Source organism: Bacteroides sp. AM41-16 (assembly GCF_003603495.1).
GTDB lineage: Bacteria > Bacteroidota > Bacteroidia > Bacteroidales > Bacteroidaceae > Bacteroides > Bacteroides uniformis.
On record NZ_QTNE01000006.1, the window covers coordinates 30,286 to 48,976 of the forward strand.

14 protein-coding genes are annotated in these 18,691 nt (G+C 46.4%); 7 read left to right on the forward strand and 7 right to left on the reverse strand.

Features of this window, described 5'->3' with window-relative positions; all coding sequences use genetic code 11:
- The first annotated feature begins 13 nt into the window (after positions 1–13).
- The 4 genes from DW896_RS07320 to DW896_RS07335 all read left to right on the forward strand — a co-directional run bounded on the left by DW896_RS07320 (position 14) and on the right by DW896_RS07335 (position 5,236).
- A complete protein-coding gene (locus DW896_RS07320; protein WP_005823892.1) occupies positions 14–775 on the forward strand; it encodes a sugar isomerase domain-containing protein in 762 nt (253 codons plus the stop codon).
- A gap of 201 nt (positions 776–976) precedes the next feature.
- Complete coding sequence (locus DW896_RS07325) at positions 977–3,190, forward strand: DPP IV N-terminal domain-containing protein (protein WP_005823898.1); 2,214 nt, start codon at positions 977–979, stop codon at positions 3,188–3,190.
- Positions 3,190–4,071 carry a lipoyl synthase gene (gene lipA, locus DW896_RS07330; RefSeq protein ID WP_005823900.1) on the forward strand — a complete coding sequence of 294 codons (882 nt, stop codon included), beginning with the start codon at positions 3,190–3,192 and terminating at the stop codon, positions 4,069–4,071. The genes DW896_RS07325 and lipA overlap by 1 nt, the downstream gene beginning before the upstream one ends.
- Before the next feature lie 46 nt (positions 4,072–4,117).
- Entirely contained in the window at positions 4,118–5,236 is a 1,119-nt protein-coding gene (locus DW896_RS07335) for a hypothetical protein (protein ID WP_008665606.1), read from the forward strand.
- Here DW896_RS07335 and DW896_RS07340 read toward each other — a convergent pair.
- Both DW896_RS07340 and DW896_RS07345 read right to left on the reverse strand, forming a co-directional pair.
- Positions 5,202–5,906, reverse strand: coding sequence for an SAM-dependent methyltransferase (locus tag DW896_RS07340; protein WP_119993075.1), 705 nt, complete (start codon positions 5,904–5,906; stop codon positions 5,202–5,204). The two genes, DW896_RS07335 and DW896_RS07340, sit on opposite strands and share 35 nt — an antisense overlap.
- Positions 5,906–6,763 (reverse strand): enoyl-ACP reductase, encoded by an 858-nt coding sequence (locus DW896_RS07345; RefSeq protein ID WP_005823911.1) that lies wholly within the window; start codon positions 6,761–6,763, stop codon positions 5,906–5,908. The genes DW896_RS07340 and DW896_RS07345 overlap by 1 nt, the downstream gene beginning before the upstream one ends.
- Positions 6,764–7,124: 361 nt before the next feature.
- On the opposite strand from DW896_RS07345, the gene DW896_RS07355 reads away from it, so the two are divergent.
- Positions 7,125–7,778 carry an HAD family hydrolase gene (locus tag DW896_RS07355; protein ID WP_005823917.1) on the forward strand — a complete coding sequence of 218 codons (654 nt, stop codon included), beginning with the start codon at positions 7,125–7,127 and terminating at the stop codon, positions 7,776–7,778.
- A gap of 155 nt (positions 7,779–7,933) precedes the next feature.
- Here the strand turns inward: DW896_RS07355 and DW896_RS07360 are convergent, their stop codons facing one another.
- From DW896_RS07360 to DW896_RS07380, 5 genes are all read right to left on the reverse strand, one after another.
- Complete coding sequence (locus DW896_RS07360) at positions 7,934–9,097, reverse strand: metallophosphoesterase (protein WP_119993076.1); 1,164 nt, start codon at positions 9,095–9,097, stop codon at positions 7,934–7,936.
- A gap of 18 nt (positions 9,098–9,115) precedes the next feature.
- Entirely contained in the window at positions 9,116–10,582 is a 1,467-nt protein-coding gene (locus DW896_RS07365; RefSeq protein WP_005823923.1) for a RagB/SusD family nutrient uptake outer membrane protein, read from the reverse strand.
- 20 nt (positions 10,583–10,602) lie between these two features.
- Entirely contained in the window at positions 10,603–13,959 is a 3,357-nt protein-coding gene (locus DW896_RS07370; protein ID WP_005823925.1) for a TonB-dependent receptor, read from the reverse strand.
- Between the two features lie 18 nt (positions 13,960–13,977).
- A complete protein-coding gene (locus DW896_RS07375; protein ID WP_117688889.1) occupies positions 13,978–15,153 on the reverse strand; it encodes a FecR family protein in 1,176 nt (391 codons plus the stop codon).
- A gap of 104 nt (positions 15,154–15,257) precedes the next feature.
- Positions 15,258–15,824, reverse strand: a complete 567-nt coding sequence (locus DW896_RS07380; protein WP_117688890.1) for an RNA polymerase sigma-70 factor — start codon at positions 15,822–15,824, stop codon at positions 15,258–15,260.
- Between the two features lie 467 nt (positions 15,825–16,291).
- Here DW896_RS07380 and DW896_RS07385 point away from each other — a divergent pair, with 467 nt between their 5' ends.
- Both DW896_RS07385 and kduI read left to right on the forward strand, forming a co-directional pair.
- A complete protein-coding gene (locus DW896_RS07385) occupies positions 16,292–17,683 on the forward strand; it encodes a PTS galactitol transporter subunit IIC (protein WP_005823931.1) in 1,392 nt (463 codons plus the stop codon).
- 27 nt (positions 17,684–17,710) lie between these two features.
- Entirely contained in the window at positions 17,711–18,667 is a 957-nt protein-coding gene (kduI, locus tag DW896_RS07390) for a 5-dehydro-4-deoxy-D-glucuronate isomerase (protein WP_005823932.1), read from the forward strand.
- Positions 18,668–18,691: the final 24 nt, after the last annotated feature.

The following is an 18,691-nucleotide window of genomic DNA, read 5'->3' on the forward strand; positions in this document are numbered from 1 at the left end:
AACAAAAAAAGTTATGTTAGCACTCGAATGGTTAAAGAATGCCCATGGCATTATGGAAAAACTGGAGGCTACCCAGTTGGAAAACATCAAAAAAGCAGCCACTGTTATGGCAGATTCCATCGAAGCCGGTCGTTGGGTCCACACGTTTGGTTGCGGCCACGCAACAATTCCCGTAGAAGAAATGTATCCGCGTATCGGCAGCTTTGTAGGATTCCACCCGCTTTGCGAATTGCCTCTGACATTCTTCACGCAGATTATCGGCCAGATGGGTATTCACCAGTTCCTCTTCCTGGAACGGGCAGAAGGCTACGGCCAGGAAATCATGAAGAACTATGATTTTGATTCCAAAGACTGTATGTGGATTTTCTCACATACCGGTATCAATGCCGTCAATATAGACATGGCATTGGAAGCCAAGAAGCGCGGCATGAAAGTTATCGTATACGGTTCGGCCAGCGAAACGGGCGACAAGGCCAGCCGTCACTCCAGCGGAAAGAACCTCTTCCAGTTGGCAGATATCGTAGTGGATTCCTGCGTTCCCCTGGTAGACGCCTCCGTACCTTTGAAGAACCACTTCGACAAGGTAGGTCCGTTGTCTACATTGAGTTTCGTCACCATGGTATGGATGACCATCACTACCGTTGCCGAAATCCTTGCCGACCGTGGCGTACACTTGTACATCCATCCGTCGCACAACGTTCCGGGTGACACAACCGCCCACGAACGACTGGATGCAGCCATTGCAGAATATCAAAGAAAAGTCAAGTGCTTGTAACGAAAGATATTCCAATCATCATCTCATCCAATCATCATCTATGAGTGACGGAGGCCCGTCCCTGCTTCGCCCCCAAGAAGCAGGACGGGCTTTTTCTGTTCAAAAAGAATAAAATCGGCCCACTGCTTCGATAAATCTTCCCTTTGTTGTATATTTGTTCCCCAGAAAAAATAGGGAAACAGATAAGCATAAAAGATAGATATGAAACAGATAAGTATCGCACTTCTCCTCTGCCTCTGTACGCTGGCAGGTTTCGCCCAAAGTGGCAAGGCGCTCGATTTGAAAGAAATCGTATCGGGCAAGTTCACTCCGAAGAATATTTCCGGCGTTATCCCCATCCCGGGAGACGGGGAACATTATTCGCAGATGAATGCGGACAGGACACAAATCATCAAGTACTCCTTCAAAACGGGAAAACCCGTGGAAGTGCTGTTTGATGCCGCTACCGCACGCGAATGCACGTTCAAGACATTCGACAGCTACAGCTTTGCTCCGGACGGCAGCAAGCTGCTCATTGCCACCGAAACAACTCCCATCTACCGTCATTCCTATACGGCTGTGCATTACATCTACAGCCTGAAGCGCAACCTGGACGGTAAAATCAACAATATCGTGGAAAAGCTTTCGGACGGCGGCCCGCAGCAGGTGCCCGTATTTTCACCGGACGGCAACCAGGTGGCTTTTGTACGCGACAACAACATCTTCCTTGTAAAACTGCTCTACGGCAACAGCGAAAGCCAGGTGACGGAAGACGGGAAACAGAACGAGGTGCTGAACGGCATCCCCGACTGGGTTTACGAAGAGGAGTTCTCCTTCAACCGTGCGCTGGAATTCAGTGCCGACAGCCAGATGCTGGCTTTCATCCGCTTCGACGAGAAAGATGTTCCCTCCTACTCTTTCCCTCTTTTTGCCGGACAAGCCCCCCACTTCACCCCTTTCGAGAAGTATCCGGGAGAGTATACTTACAAATATCCTAAAACGGGAGAAGTAAATTCCAAAGTGTCCGTACACACCTTCGACATCAAGTCGAAAGTGACCCGCAAGATAAACGTGCCGGTAGATGCAGACGGCTATATTCCCCGCATCCGCTTTACCCAAGACCCCAACAAACTTGCCGTCATGACACTGAACCGCCATCAGAACCGGTTCGACCTATACTTTGCCGACCCTCGCAGCACGGTAGCCAAACTGGCTCTGCGTGATGAAAGCGATACCTATATCCGCGAGAATGTATTCGACAACATCATCTTCTATCCGGAAAATTTCAGTTTTGTCAGCGAAAAGAGCGGATACAACCATCTGTACTGGTATAGCATAGGCGGCAATCTGCTGAAACAAGTGACAGCCGGACAATATGAAGTGCAGGAGTTCCTGGGTTATGACCCCGAAGAAGGAAGCTTCTACTTCAGCAGCAACGAGGAAAGCCCCATGCGCAGTGCCATCTACAAGATTGACCGGAAAGGTAAAAAGACCAGACTATCGTCACAAGCCGGAACAAACAGTGCGCAGTTCAGTGCGAACATGAAGTACTATATGAACCGTTATTCCAATCTGGACACTCCGACCGTCATTACGCTGAACGACAATACCGGCAAGACTCTTGCCACCCTGATGGACAATGCGGCATTGAAGCAGGAAATCAGCGGCTATGACATGCCACGGAAGGAATTCTTCACTTTCCAGACTTCCGACGGAACCACATTGAATGGCTGGATGATGAAACCTGCCGACTTCTCTGCCGGCAAGAAATACCCGGTACTGATGTACCAGTACAGCGGCCCCGGTTCACAGCAAGTGCTTGACAAGTTCAGTGTAAGCTGGGAAACCTACATGGCATCACAAGGCTATATCGTGGTTTGCGTAGACGGGCGTGGCACCGGAGGACGGGGTGCCGAATTCGCCAAATGCACCTATCTGAACCTGGGTATCAAGGAAGCCAAAGACCAGGTGGAAACCGCCCTCTACATGGGCAACCAGCCTTATGTGGACAAAAACCGCATCGGAATCTGGGGATGGAGTTACGGTGGATACATGACCATTATGAGTATGAGTGAAGGAACACCGGTATTCAAGGCCGGAGTAGCCGTAGCTGCCGTTACCGACTGGAACTACTACGACACCGTTTATGGCGAACGCTTTATGCGCACACCGAAAGAAAACGCCGAAGGCTATAAGGCCAGTTCCACCTTTACCCGTGCCGACAAGCTTCACGGCAACCTGCTGCTGGTACACGGCATGGCAGACGACAATGTACACTTCCAGAACTGTGCCGAATATGCCGAACAACTGGTACAACTCGGCAAACAGTTCGATATGCAGGTTTACACCAACCGCAACCACAGTATCTACGGAGGAAATACCCGGTTACACCTATACACGCGGTTGACCAACTTCTTCAACAAAGAATTGAAATAATGCCCGAAAGAGTACGTAAGCCTGAGTGGCTCAAAATAAGCATCGGTGCCAACGAGCGCTATACCGAGACCAAACGCATTGTCGAATCGCATTGCCTACATACCATCTGTAGCAGCGGCCGTTGCCCCAATATGGGGGAATGTTGGGGGAAAGGCACCGCAACCTTCATGATTGGGGGAAATATCTGCACCCGGTGCTGTAAGTTCTGCAACACGGCAAGCGGGAAGCCCTTGCCACTGGATGCCGATGAGCCTACACATGTGGCAGAGTCCATTGCCTTGATGAAACTCTCCCATGCAGTCGTCACCTCCGTAGACCGTGACGACCTGCCCGACTTAGGCGCGTCACACTGGGTACGTACCATCCGGGAAATCAAGCGGCTCAACCCTGACACCACCGTCGAAGTGCTGATTCCCGACTTCCAGGGAAGAAAGGAACTCGTGGCACAAGTCATCGATGCACAACCGGAAATCATTTCGCACAACATGGAGACTGTCCGTCGCATCAGCCCCCTCGTACGCAGTGCCGCCAAGTATGAAACAAGCCTGGAAGTGTTGCGGCAAATTGCAGAAAGCAATACTACCACCAAGTCCGGCATTATGGTGGGATTGGGCGAGACTCCGGAAGAAGTGGAAGAACTGATGGACGACCTCCGCCGGGTGGACTGCCACATACTGACTATAGGCCAATACCTTCAACCCACACACAAGCATTATCCGGTAGCAGCATATATTACTCCCGAACAATTTGCACTCTACAGAGAGAAAGGATTGAAAAAAGGGTTTCAGCAAGTGGAAAGCGCTCCATTGGTACGCTCCTCTTATCATGCGGAAAAACAGATCCATTTTATACAAAAAAGAAGTAAAATAGGAAACATTTAAATTTCCCAGTTGTTATGATGTAAACGACAAAATCATAATACGGATAATGAGCCATCAAAGAATTTTATCATCAAGATTCAATATGTCGCTGGGATTCATCCCCGTTATAATATCCATCATATTATGCGAGTTTATAACGCAGGACATGTCCATCTACATCGGTGCAGGTGTAGGACTCTTGTTTAGCATCTATTCGGTGAGGCATAGAGGAACGCATGTTCCGCAAATCATACTTTACTGTACTACCGGAATGTTACTGCTGTTATCGGTAACAACCCTATTCCTCGTAAACTACTGTCCCCGTTTCATGCTTCCGTTCACGCTGGAAATCAGTGCCATCATTCCCCCATTCGTCATCTACCTCAATAGGAGAAAATTTCTGGACTACCACATGTCTCAGACACAGAAATGCTGCAAGCAGCTTTTTGCACAAGGGGCAGAAGCCGCCATCGTATCCTCACGCGTAATCCTTATCATAAGCCTGCTGCATTTTCTGATTATCTTCTTGGCGGTTCTGGTCAGTTACCCTTTGGGAGACACTACCCGCCACATTCTGTTTTATGTGGCGCCTCCCCTCGTCTTTATATCAGGCATTCTGTTCAATCAGTTCGGCATTTTCTATTTCAATATAGTGATGAACCACACGGTTTTCGTACCGATAGTCAATACCAAAGGAGATGTCATGGGGAAAGCCATCGCCTCAGAAGCCATCAACCGGAAAAACGACTATATCAATCCGGTCATCCGGATTGCCGTTGCCTCACACGGCATGCTGTTTCTCCTCCCCCGCCCCAAATGCAACGTTTTCGAGAAAGATAAAATCGACTTGCTGATGGAGGGTTACCTGATATATGGAGAAACATTGGAACAAGGCGCACACAGAATTTTACGACAAACGCTTCCCACCGCCCCATTAGACCATTTGCACTTCAACTTCATGTATCATTTTGAGAATGAAGCCACCAACCGCCTGGTCTATCTCTTCACACTAGACCTGGACGATGACTCCATCCTATGCAATAAGAATTTCAAGGGGGGAAAGCTATGGACATTCCAGCAAATGGAACACAACCTGGGACGGAACTTCTTCAGCAGTTGCCTGGAATATGAATTCGAGCACCTGGAAGCTATTATTTATACAAGAGAAAAATACAAGGAATCTTAGAAAGGTCGGGAGTCTTGCCCTGCCACTCCCTCACGGTCTTGGTTTTGATATACTCCCCTTCACAAGTAATGTTCGCCGCAATGCAGAGCTTGGTCTGCGGACGGCAGTTATGAAGAATATCCTCTATCATCTTATTATTGCGATAAGGCGTTTCAATGAAAAGCTGAGTCTGATGTTCATTATAGACGCGTTGTTCCAGCATTTTCAGCTTTTTGGCACGCTCTGCCGGTTCAATGGGAAGATAACCATGGAAGGCAAAGCTCTGACCGTTGAAGCCGGAACCCATGACGGAGAGGATAATGGAAGAGGGCCCCACCAAGGGGACCACTCTCAAGTTTTTCCGTTGTGCAATAGCCACTACGTCCGCTCCCGGGTCGGCCACAGCCGGACAACCGGCTTCGGAGATCACGCCCATCGGCTGCCCCTCCACCAGCGGCTTCAGATAGCCGGAGATGTCTTCGGGCGACGTATGCTTGTTCAACGTATAGAATGTCAGCGCATCAATATCTATTCCCTTGTCCACCTTTTTCAAAAAACGGCGTGCCGAGCGCACATCCTCCACGATGAAATAGCGGATTCCCAGTATTATCTCCTTATTATAAGGAGGCAACACCGTTTCAATAGGCGTATCGCCCAGCGTGACTGGCAAAAGATAAAGTGCGAGTTCCATTAGCCGTAAATGATATTTCCGTTTTCGTCCTTATACTCATCCAGTCCCTTCTCGTAAGTAGCCATGGCGCGAAGGCTCATACCTACGCTGGAGAAACCTCCATCGTGGAACAAGTTCTGCATAGTGACCTTGCGGGTGAGGTCGGAAAACATCACGATACAGTAGTCCGCACACTCATCGGCAGAAGCATTACCCAGAGGAGACATGCGGTTGGCGAAGTCGAACAGTTTGTCCATACCCTTCACACCGGAACCGGCAGTGGTCATCGTGGGAGACTGGGAAATGGTGTTGACACGTACATGGTGTTCACGTCCGTAGATGTAACCGAAGCTGCGGGCAATGGATTCCAGCAGTGCCTTGGCATCTGCCATATCGTTGTAACCGTAGAACGTACGTTGCGCAGCCACATAACTCAAAGCCAGAATTGAACCGTAGTCGGCAATGGCGTTGAGTTTCTTGGCAGCTTGTATCATCTTGTGGAAAGAGACAGCGGAGATGTCCAGCGTCTTTTCCAACATATCGTAATCCAAATCATCATATGTACGTTTCTTACGCACATTGGGAGACATACCAATGGAGTGCAGCACGAAGTCAACCGGGCCACCCAATACTTCCATAGAGCGTTTGAATACATTTTCCAAATCTTCTACACTTGTAGCATCTGCGGGAATCACCTCGCAGTTCAGTTTCTCCGAAAGAGCGGACACTTCGCCCATACGGACAGCAACCGGTGTATTCGATAAAGTGATGGTTGCACCTTCTTTTACTGCTTTTTCTGCTACTTTCCAGGCAATGGACTGCTCATTCAGAGCACCGAAAATAATGCCTCTTTTTCCTTTCAACAAATTGTAACTCATACCTATTTTTAGTAAAATTCGGCTGCAAAGATAGGAAGTTTTTGCATAAAAAGCCCGAAAGTGTGCAAAGAAAAGGGAAGAACGGCAAAAAATATACCGATCACCCACTGCAAAACTACTGCAACGCTTGTGCAGTACCACTGCAATACAGTTGCAGTATCACTGCAAACATATTTGCAGTAACGCTGCACTCCATCTGCAGTACTACTGCAAAACGCATGCAGCAGGAATGCAGTAATAACGCACTGATTATCAGCCCAGGGCTTCCTATTCTGCAAATACCTGATGAAACCCGAGACAGCATTTGAACATGAGCGCAAAAAGCCCTATATTTGCAGCAAACTAAAAAATAGAGAAGGCAATGAAGAAGTTGATTATATTTGACCTGGACGGAACTTTACTGAATACAATAGCCGATTTGGCACAAAGTACAAACCATGCCCTGCAAGCGCTTGGCTATCCCACTCACCCGGAATCGGCCTATAACTTCATGGTTGGCAACGGAATCAACAAACTGTTCGAGCGCGCCCTCCCGGAAGGGGAAAAGAGCGAAGAAAACGTCCTGCGCGTCCGCAAGGAGTTTGTGCCTTATTATGACGTGCACAATGCTGATAAAAGCCGCCCTTACCCCGGCATCCCCGAACTACTGGAACAGTTGCAGGAGAAAGGGATGATATTGGCAGTGGCTTCCAACAAATATCAATCGGCTACCGTGAAACTGATTTCACATTATTTCCCCAACATACGTTTTACCGCCGTCTTCGGACAACGGGAAGGGGTCAACGTGAAGCCCGACCCAACAGTGGTGCATGACATTCTGGACATCACCCGGATATCCCGTGAAGACGTGCTATATGTGGGAGACTCCGGAGTGGATATGCAGACGGCCGCCAATGCCGGAGTCACTGCCTGCGGAGTCACCTGGGGATTCCGTCCCCGCACAGAACTGGAAGAGTTTCATCCGGCACATATCGTAGACAATGCTACGGACATTGCCGTTATCGCCGCTCTTTGAGAAGGCACTCCCTCCCCCCCAGCTATCCGAGAGTGCATATTTACATTATGATATTTTTTAGGCGCGGATTACGCGAAAAACACGGAGTTTTTCTTTGTCTCTCCGTGAAATCCACGTACTTCCACGCCTAAAAAATAATCAGAAAGAGAACAGCCTCAGAACAATTTTCGCATCGCTCCTTTATCTCCCACCACAAGATAGGTATTCCCGTCAATCAGTAAAGCGCGCCCACGTTTCTTCTTTCGGTTTTCCTCGTTATCCACATTCACTCCAATCACCCGTCCATCATAGAAAGTGGAAATATCCTTAAAGATAGTATGCCCCACAATGATATGTTCGACGTCATAACGTTTCAACATCAGTTGCAGGGAGTCTTGTGCCAATGGATGGTATTTTGCATCCGTCCGTACCAATCCACGATACCAGATAGGTCCGCTATTACCATATAGGAAAGCCGTGAGAGGCGATAAGGCCTTACGTTCCTTCTTGCTCATGAACAATGCACGGCTCATTTCCTCATTCACTGTGGGAATATTCAAGTCACGGTCATAAAACTCCTTTCCCAAACCTGCGTGCACATACAGATTAGGTCCGATGGTCTGCATCGTATTACGGGTACCAAGCCATTTGCCAAGTTCTGTGTCCGGACCGAACAATGCCGGATAATCCATACCCAGTTTTCGGGCCAATGTCTTGTACTTTTCTTTGGTATAACGCAAATCATTTGCCGTCACAAGTGGTTCATGGTTACCCAACAGAAACGAAACATGACCACCTGCATCTGCCGCCTCCTTCTCCAATTTATAGAACAGCCAAAATATCTGCGGCACATCTTTGCCACGGTCAAATATATCACCGATAACCACCAGATGGTTGGTTCCAAAACTCCAATGGTAGTCTTTATCAATGACATTGTTGCCTCGCAGCAAGCTCATCACGCAATTCAACTTGCCATGGGGGTCAGACATCACAAACACTTTATCCGGTTGTCTGTATTGCCATTCCGGACGTTTGACCGGATGCAGCTTCACATCAAACGGATAACGCCCTTTGTGGTCCGTGACATGAAGGGTGAAATCCTGAGGAAGCACCGTATAAGTCGTATCTTCTATCTGCCCTTGGGCTGTAACACTTATGACGCACACCTTGCCGTCCGGTTCATAAATCACATAAGGTCCGTCTGCCGACAATTCCCCCTTCTTCTCCTTATCCTTCTTCTTACCGTCTAAACCAAGAGTTCCGGCACTTAGGCCGGAACTGATGAAAGTTAGAATAAATACAGTAAAAAAAGACTTTACAATAGTAGTCTGATACTTCATATTCTCGCTTTTTTGGAATTAATCACCATAAGTCGGATTCTGCTGCATATTCGGATTGGAATTCATCTCCGCCTTAGGAATGGGCAATACTACACGATAATAGTTCCAATCAAAAGATACGCTCTCATCCACCATCTTCAGATGTGAAGTCTCGGCTATTTCCGGGAATTCCTTGGTCGACTCCTTGCGCACGATAGTCTGATGATTACGAAGGGCGTCGAAGAAACGGTGTCCTTCACCGAACAACTCTTTACGGCGTTCCAACAGAACATCATCCAACGTCACCGTCTTACCCTGCACGGTCTTTTCCGGATTGGCACGGCTGACAATAGCATCCAGATACTTTACAGCCTTGTCATTGTTATTGAGCTTTACAGCCGCTTCGGCAGCAATCAGATAAAGTTCGGACAGACGAAGTACTGGAATATTGGAATCTTCCACAGCCTTGCCGCTCTGCGGCTGATACTTGGCTATGTAAGCTCTCTTTGTCTTAGGAACAACCGTATATGCCTGATTCCTGACATCATCCGGATCTTCCTGCATCAGTTCATAGAAAGAACTGGTCAGGCAATAATCATCATAACCCGCCTGCCAACAAAGGTAAGCCACACTTTCTTTGCCAACGCCGTCCACTGTCAGATTCACCAACTCAAACAAGACTTCTCCCGGATCGGAAGAGGCAAAATCAGTTCCCCATATCGTGCCATACTCATCATTGGTCCACAAACGGTACTTATTCTTTTCCGCTCCCGCAATGGCAGCTTCAGCCGTAATCAAGGCATTCTGATTATCTTCCATATACAAATAGGCTCTACTCAGCAACAGCATTGCCGCCCACTTATTAATCTTACCCTTGTTGAATTCTTCATCCAGCAGGTCAGCACCTTCCTTCAAATCCTTGATGATTGCCTCATAACACTGGGCAACGGTATTGCGCGACGGCTTGTTTTCCGTATTGGATACTTCGGTCACAATAGGCACTCCCAAAGAAGCTCCTCCATCCTTGGCATACGGATAGCCGAAGAAACGGGTCAGGTCGAACAAGGCAAATCCACGGAGAGCCAAGGTCTGGCCTTTCAGGTCGTTGAAGTATTCCGTATCATCCTCACTGACATCCAATCCGTCTATTTGAGACAAAATGATATTACAATTCTGGATAATCTTATAGGCATAAGACCAGTGGGAAGACGGACCGGAATCCTTTGTATAGTCCAGCATATAGTAGCTGGTGGTACGCTTTCCGGTCTTTATGGACTGCGCATCGTCACCCGTCACGTCTCCGTAATAAATCATACGGCCCGAGTAATAGTTGGTACTGCGCATCACGTCGTAGATACCGTTCAAGCTATATTCCACATCATCCAGATTCTGTATGGCGGTTTCAGTCGGAATCTTTGTACTGGATTCAACATCAAGCCAGTCATTGCCACAGGAGGCGGTCAGGCTGACCAACATCCCCATCATCATATATTTTAATGCTTTCATTGTGTTTCTTTATTATGAGGTTAGAAATTCAAATTAAGACCGAAAGTTACTGTTTTCAAAGGAGGTGTTCCCCAGCCGGCTGTACCTGCACTGACTGATTCCGGATCATAGAAATCGTAAGCGGCCCAAGTCCACAAGTTGTTGGCAGATGCGTAAAGGCGCAGGCTGTTTACGCCGATTTTCCGGGTCCATGTTTTAGGAACGGTCACACCGAAAGTCAACGTTTTCAGACGGATAAAGTCCGTGCTGTGCAAGCGGCGGGTAGTGGTAACGCCATTCATGGCTACCGCCGGCTTCTCTATAAACACTTCATATTTACTGATATCTCCCGGTTGCTTCCAATTGTCACGATAATAGGCCGGAATATTAAGAGTAAAGTCCTTGCCGCCATGTTCTGTTTTCTGTGCCCAGTTATCATATCCATAAGCACCGAACTGATAAGAGAACATGAAGCTCAAATCGAACCACTTGTAACGCAAAGTATTAGAGAGACCACCGGTCACATTGGGCTCGGCATGTTTCTTCAGAGGAATGGCTTTGGCATCCTTGTTATTCTCTGTGATTTCCTTGATATAGTTTCCATTCTCGTCCACGTCGTTGGTATAGAACTGAGGTGCACCGGTCTCGGGGTTGATTCCGGCAAATTCTATCATGTAGAATGTACGGTAGGACTTGCCAATCATGTGAATCTGCGAGCCGCTGATAATCTGGGTCTGTTCGCCGTCCAGTTTCACAATCTTATTCTTGTTGTGCGAAAGGGTGAAAGAGGTAGACCAGTCAAAGTCTTTGGACACAATGTTCTTGGAATTGATTTCCAATTCCACACCCTGGTTCTTCACCTCACCGATATTCATCAGATAGGAACTGAAACCGGTAGTCATAGATACGGGACAGTCCATCAAAAGGTTCTTAGTAGTACGGGTATAGTACTCCAAAGTGAAGTTCAAACGGTTGAAGAAGCCGAAGTCCAGACCGATATTCAAGTTGTAATTCGTTTCCCATTCCAAATCCCTATTTTCAATCTGCGACTGAATCAATGCAGGATTCTCCATATAGCCGCCACTAAGGCTCGTCAAGCCCATATAGCCGTATAAGTCGGAGGGCAACGTACCATTCACACCGTAGGATGCACGGAGTTTCAAATCGGTCAGCCATTTGGACGTGGGTTTCATGAAATCCTCTTCGATAATACGCCATGCTCCTGAAACAGACCAGAAACTTCCCCAGCGATTATCTCTGTGCAAACGTGAACTGCCATCCATACGATAGCTCCCACCCAGATAATACTTGTTCTTGTAGTCATAGTTGAGACGGGTGATGTAAGAAACCATTCTTGACCTCTTGGAAGAACCATCTATGCTCTCTAAAGTCTGCCCGTTGGCAATGTCATTCTTTATCGGAGTCAGGAAGTTAGTAGCATATCCCGACAAGAAATCATTGTACTTGGAATCGATTTCATATCCGACAAGGGCATCCAAATTGTGGTCCTTTTGGATAGTAGTCTTGTAAGTCAACTGGTTTGACCACACCAACTTGTTATATTCACTATATGCCTTTTCGGCTCCACCATTATTCTTCTCACCGTCGGAGGTACGGGAGTCTTTCCATTCTTTACCCTTACTGATGTTATAGTCATAGCTCAAAATAGACTTTAACTTCAAGTCCTTGATAAATTCATATTCGGCATTAATCGTATTGAACATACGGGTAACATACTCACGCTGGTAATTGTACTCCTGGGCAAGAACGGGATTTCTTCTTGACAACGAAATCAAGTCCTGGTTATAGCTTCCATCTTCATTGTAAACCGGATCTGAAGGCGTCAATTTGCTTACGCTGGAGTAGAAAGGAGCAGTATAACCGGTTCCTTCACTATATACATCCTGATTCAGATTGGTAAACATGATGTTGGCACCGAATTTCAATTTATCCGTAGCCTGAAAATCAACATTCAAACGTCCGGTAATTCTTTCCAGCCCCGATGTTTTTACAATACCTTCTTGGTTGAGATAGGACAATGAAGAATAGTATTTGAATTTGTCGGTTCCTCCGGATATGGAAGCCTCATAACTGGAATGGCTTCCTTTCTTGAACAGATAATCTCCCCAATCCGTATAGCCGCACCAGGGAACCGGAGCATATTTGTCGATATTCTTATCAGCATAAGCTATGGCATCCGCATCCGATTTGCCGCTGCGCTGTTGTCCAAGCACCATACCATTGTATATGTATTCGCGACGTTCTGCTCCGCTCAAAGTAGGACGATAATCCATAGCAAAGTCACTGAATCCCCAATCGGCTTTCAAACTGATAGAAGCCTTACCGGTTTTACCTTTCTTCGTCGTAATCAGAACCACACCATTCGCAGCGCGCGAACCGTAGAGTGATGCAGCAGCGGCATCCTTGATAATCGTAATATTCTCAATATCCGAAGTGTTGACGGTTGACATGGCATCCAGACCACCATCCGAACTGATGGAGTTTATCGAACCGGAAGTAACGGGCACTCCATCAATAACATACAGCGGAGAGTTGGAGGCATTGAAAGAGCCCATACCACGAATACTCAAAGAAGCTGAAGAACCCGGCTGGCCGGAAGCAGAAGTAAACTGTACACCCGTAGCATTTCCCTGCAACAAATCCTGGAAAGAAACGGAAGGCACATCGGCAATCTTTTCATTCTTCACACTGGCAGCCGAACCCGCATAAGCAGATTTCTTGAATGTACCGTAACCAGTTACAACCACCTCTTCCATCATATTTGCATCCGGCACCAATACAATCTTCAATATCTTACCCGAAGTAGCTTTCACTTCCTGACGAACATAGCCGACATAAGAGACAAGCAAGGTAGCCGATGCATGCTCCACCTTGATAGAGAAACCTCCATTCAAATCGGTAATCTGGCCGTTTGTAGTACCTTTGACCAAAACATTGGCTCCAATGACGGGCTCACCGGTCTCATCCACCACTGTTCCGGAAATAACATTAGCTTGTTCTACTGCCTTCACAGCATTCACTTCATTGGCTGGACGGATAGCAATGGCCCCGTCTTTTACAACATAAGCCAATCCGCTATTCTTAAGACATTCATCCAGCACTGCTGCGATTTTTCCATTCGTGACCCTCAAATTACGTACCTTGACATTCTTTACGTCATTTGTACTATAAATGAAAGTAAAATCCGTCTGGCGTTGAATTTCCCATAACACGTCACTTAAAGTGGCGTCCTGCACATTTACAGTAACTGTTGTCTGGGCAAACGCCGTATTGGCGGCCTGCACAAAACCAATCATAATGAAACTGAAAAACAGGAATGTAATCCACATACGTTTACTACCTTCCCAAAACCTGGTGTAGCTCTGTTCCTTAGTCATAATTAAATTATTAAATGGTTATTTATAGAATATAATAGTTTTACCGTTGATTTTGACATGTATGTTTTCCGTCGCTTCCAGTAACTCAAGGAAAGGAGCTATTTCCTCATAACGGTTCACATAGCAACCGAAACGCAGGTTCTTTAACGCTTCGTCTGAATAGTCCACTTCAATATTATACCACCTTGAAAGGGTTCTCATAATATCTTCCAGCCGTTGATCTTTAAAATTAATTTTTCCCTTCACCCATGATGTATAGAAGGCAGTATCTACTGTACGCACTTGTATATTCCCGCTCCCGGGAATTAATGATGCCTGCTGTGAAGGTTTTAAGACAAGGCTCTGTCCCTCCCCGGTGTCCACCTTAACAGAACCACTGACAAGAGTCGCCTGATATTCTTCACCCGGATAGGCCGAAATATTGAAAGTTGTCCCCAACACCTCAATCTGCATACCTTGAGTCGATACAATGAAGGGATGACCGGTCTTATTTACTTCAAAATAAGCTTCTCCCGCCAATTCCACTTCCCGCTTCCCAGCTTCGAAAGTAAGCGGAAAACGTAGACTGCTCATTGAATTCAGATGTACTTTTGTACCATCATTCAGAACAAGTGTATACTCACCGCCTTGAGGCACTTCAATTTTATTATATGCCAAAGCAGACTGCCCAACCTGCCCGTCTGCAGCGCTGTAGTTCAAGGTCGTCGAATCTATCTGTATTTGTTTACCAGCCAACTGCAACTGCCGCCCATCGGCATTCTCATCCAGATAAACCGTTTCCCCATTATCCAATGTAAGAATAGCTTTGGCTCCACCCGGCAGTATTTGCTGGGCAGCCAATAATTGATTGCCATCCATGACATGGGGTACAGAAATATCCTGAAGTGCAAAAACCAATATCAGCACCGGTGCAATAAAAAGAGCAACGTACCGTAACAGTTTCAAATGTCTCCTTCTGAGCTCCATCCTCTTGATACGTGTTTCGACACCTTTCCATCCAGCTTGCGAATCAAACTCCATTTTACGAATTTCGTGCTGTGCATAATATTCATCACTACAAATCTTTTGGAAAAGCTGCTCATGGCTTTTGCTCTCTTTGCGCCATTTATCCAAAAAACGGTTTTCTTCCGGTGTTACTTCACCGGATAGGTGCCTGGAAATAAGATGAGCTATATGAAAGTACTCTTTTATCATAATTTGGCATGTTTTAGTCTATCTTTAATGATAATACAAGCCAAAATAAAAACATGGTGAATCGATAAAGATTTTTTTTTGAAAAAATAGAAAAAAATGTGCTTTTAGATAAATAACAGAAGGCAATAATAATAATCGGTAAGGAATGCACGAAGCTTTTTATAAGCCACTTTTTTAAGAGTATGTACCGTTTCGGGAGAGACATTGAGACGCTCTGCTATTTCTGCATTCTTTTTACCTTCCAAAGCCAACTGCATGATGGCTCTCATTTGGGTAGGAAGTTTCTCTATAGCTTCTGACAGAATCCGGAAAGTCTCTTCTTCCACAATCGCATCACGAAAAAAAGCATCTGCTTTTTTGGCTATAATCTTTTGCTCGTATTCATGAGCTACCTTCGAATGCTCAAGTTCGTTCAAGGCATGGTTACGTACGGCCGTATAAAGAAAAGCTTTCACCTGATGAAGATAAAAGAAATCGTCTCTTATCTGCCACAACTTGGCAAATACGTCTTGTACTATATCTGCTGACATATCCGCATCCTCCATGTATTGGAACGCAAAAGAACAAAGCGCCGCATAATATTCCTTAAAAATATTATGAAACTCTTGCTCATCCAGCTTAATGCTTACAACAGAACGAGACTCATCCTTTTTTATCAGATTTAGCGCCATATTTATGCTTTTCGGGCGCTAATATAGTTAAATTTTCAGAATATAACCAATATAACTATCAATCCTCTAAATCTTTTCCCCATAAATCAATATCGGATGGAGCTTTCCATAAGCTCCATCCGACCAATAGTCCTATTGCCAATAAAAAAAACAAATATATCATTATAGTCCGGTTTGTTTCAATGTCTTATAATAACACAGTAAACTGGATTAAAGTTCACTCCACCCAAAATTGTTGTTTTTCCTATGTATACTTTTCAATGCAGAGAGTGTACTATTTGGTTTTCGTGTACGAAAACGAGCAATTTTGTGCACGATAACGACCAATTTCGTCCAAAATTGTCCCATTTACTAAATAATTATGCTTTTCGAGTTTGATTAATTGAGAAAAGGTCTTATTTTTGACCCGGTTTTTAATTCATACTATTGCAAAAACAAACTCAATTACCTAATTAAATCACAAGAGAATGGAACAAGTTTTCGGCTATATCATCGGCTTAGGAGCTGCAGTGATGATGCCTATAATCTTTACAATTTTGGGAGTATGCATCGGCATTAAATTCAGTAAGGCGCTAAAGAGCGGTCTGCTGGTAGGTGTCGGTTTCGTTGGTCTGTCAGTTGTCACTGCGTTGTTGACCAGCAGCCTCGGTCCTGCTCTGAGCCAAGTCGTTGAAATTTACGGTCTTCAGTTGAAAGTATTCGATATGGGATGGCCTGCAGCTGCGGCTGTAGCCTATAACACATCGGTGGGTGCATTCATCATTCCGGTATGTTTGGGAGTAAATCTTCTGATGTTATTAACGAAAACGACCCGTACGGTCAATATCGACCTTTGGAACTACTGGCATTTCGCATTTATCGGCGCAGTCGTTTATTTTGCCAGCGACAATATCTGGTGGGGCTTCTTCGCCGCTATCATCTGCTACATCATTACCCTGATTATGGCCGACTATACCGCCGACAAATTCCAGGGATTCTACGACAAGATGGAGGGTATCTCCATTCCCCAGCCTTTCTGCGCAGGTTTCGTTCCATTTGCCGTAGTCATCAATAAAGCATTGGACAAAATCCCCGGTTTTGACAAATTGAACATCGATGCGGAAGGCATGAAGAAGAAATTCGGCTTGCTGGGTGAGCCTTTATTCCTGGGTATTCTGGTCGGTTGCGGTATCGGTGCCTTGTCTTGCAAGAACGGTCAGGAACTGGTAGACAAGATACCTTATATATTAGGTTTGGGTATCAAGATGGGCGCCGTAATGGAGCTGATTCCGCGTATCACCGCTTTGTTCATCGAAGGCTTGAAGCCTATTTCCGATGCGACCCGCGAACTGATTGCCAAGAAATTCAAAGGTGCTGTCGGCTTGAACATCGGTATGAGCCCCGCATTGGTTATCGGCCATCCTGCAACGCTGGTGGTTTCCCTGCTGCTGATTCCCGTAACCATACTGCTGGCTGTCATCCTGCCGGGTAACCAGTTCCTGCCTTTGGCGTCGCTGGCCGGAATGTTCTACCTCTTCCCGCTGGTACTGCCCATCACGAAAGGAAATGTAGTAAAGACATTCATCATCGGACTCGTTGTACTGACCATCGGTCTTTATTTCGTAACAGACCTCGCCCCCTATTTCACACAAGCAGCCCACGATGTATACGAGAAGACACAAGATGCTGCCGTGAATATCCCCGCCGGCTTTGAAGGCGGCGCACTGGATTTTGCATCCAGCCCCTTTGCTTGGGTCATTTTCCACCTGACCTACTCGTTGAAATGGATAGGCTCCGGTATCCTTGTATTATGCACATTGTTCCTGATGATTATGAACCGTCGTGCTATCATCAAATACCAGAAATCAATCAAAAATTAAAAGTTAAAAATTAAATAGTAACGGATTATGAAAAAGTTAGTACTTGCATTTATGATGGGAGCAGCTGCCATGGCAGCCAATGCCCAAGTGAATTACAAAGTGCAGACCGCCTGCCATCCGCAGGACGTGAAGCATTATGACACGGAACTTCTGCGCAGCAGATTCATGATGGACAAAGTGATGGCTCCGGATGAAATCAACGTAACCTACACCCTCTACGACCGATTGATTTACGGTGGCGCCATGCCGGTGAACAAGACATTGAAGTTGGAAGTGTTCCGTGAACTGGGTCCGGAAATCACTTACTTCCTCGAACGCCGCGAACTGGGTGTCATCAATACCGGCGGTGACGGAGTGGTTACTGTAGACGGTAAGGAATACCCCATGAAGTATAAGGAAGCCCTTTACGTAGGCTGCGGAAATAAGGAAGTAACCTTCAAGAGCAACGACGCTACCAATCCCGCCAAGTTCTACATCAACTCGGCCCCGGCCTACAAACCCTATGTTACTCAGCTGATTACCACCGATGCCAAGCTTCAGAAAGCCAACCCCAAGAAATATGCACTGGGCATCTCCGACCATTATGGAAAAATGGAAGACAGCAACGACCGTATCGTAAACCAGCTGATTGTGAAAGATGTACTGGAAAGAGTGAAAGACGGCGGTACCAACCAGTTGCAGATGGGACTCACGGAACTGGCTCCCGGCTCTGTATGGAATACCATGCCTGCCCACACGCACACTCGCCGCATGGAAGCTTACTACTACTTCAACCTGAAACCCGGCAACGCTATCTGTCACCTGATGGGCGAACCGCAGGAAGAACGTTTGATATGGCTGCACAACGAACAAGCCATCACTTCTCCCGAATGGTCCATCCACGCTGCTGCCGGAACCAGCAACTATACTTTCATCTGGGGTATGGGCGGTGAAAACCTGAAATACAGCGACAAAGACGAAATCAAATACATCGATATGAAATAAAGTTGCCCTGCAACGTCCGATAGG

Bases quoted from the DNA above. Each gene is read 5' to 3' on its own strand.
- DW896_RS07320 (WP_005823892.1), top strand. From the start codon at position 14: ATGTTAGCACTCGAATGGTTAAAGAATGCCCATGGCATTATGGAAAAA.
- DW896_RS07325 (WP_005823898.1), top strand. From the start codon at position 977: ATGAAACAGATAAGTATCGCACTTCTCCTCTGCCTCTGTACGCTGGCA.
- lipA (WP_005823900.1), top strand. From the start codon at position 3,190: ATGCCCGAAAGAGTACGTAAGCCTGAGTGGCTCAAAATAAGCATCGGT.
- DW896_RS07335 (WP_008665606.1), top strand. From the start codon at position 4,118: ATGAGCCATCAAAGAATTTTATCATCAAGATTCAATATGTCGCTGGGA.
- DW896_RS07340 (WP_119993075.1), bottom strand. From the start codon at position 5,906: ATGGAACTCGCACTTTATCTTTTGCCAGTCACGCTGGGCGATACGCCT.
- DW896_RS07345 (WP_005823911.1), bottom strand. From the start codon at position 6,763: ATGAGTTACAATTTGTTGAAAGGAAAAAGAGGCATTATTTTCGGTGCT.
- DW896_RS07355 (WP_005823917.1), top strand. From the start codon at position 7,125: ATGAAGAAGTTGATTATATTTGACCTGGACGGAACTTTACTGAATACA.
- DW896_RS07360 (WP_119993076.1), bottom strand. From the start codon at position 9,097: ATGAAGTATCAGACTACTATTGTAAAGTCTTTTTTTACTGTATTTATT.
- DW896_RS07365 (WP_005823923.1), bottom strand. From the start codon at position 10,582: ATGAAAGCATTAAAATATATGATGATGGGGATGTTGGTCAGCCTGACC.
- DW896_RS07370 (WP_005823925.1), bottom strand. From the start codon at position 13,959: ATGACTAAGGAACAGAGCTACACCAGGTTTTGGGAAGGTAGTAAACGT.
- DW896_RS07375 (WP_117688889.1), bottom strand. From the start codon at position 15,153: ATGATAAAAGAGTACTTTCATATAGCTCATCTTATTTCCAGGCACCTA.
- DW896_RS07380 (WP_117688890.1), bottom strand. From the start codon at position 15,824: ATGGCGCTAAATCTGATAAAAAAGGATGAGTCTCGTTCTGTTGTAAGC.
- DW896_RS07385 (WP_005823931.1), top strand. From the start codon at position 16,292: ATGGAACAAGTTTTCGGCTATATCATCGGCTTAGGAGCTGCAGTGATG.
- kduI (WP_005823932.1), top strand. From the start codon at position 17,711: ATGAAAAAGTTAGTACTTGCATTTATGATGGGAGCAGCTGCCATGGCA.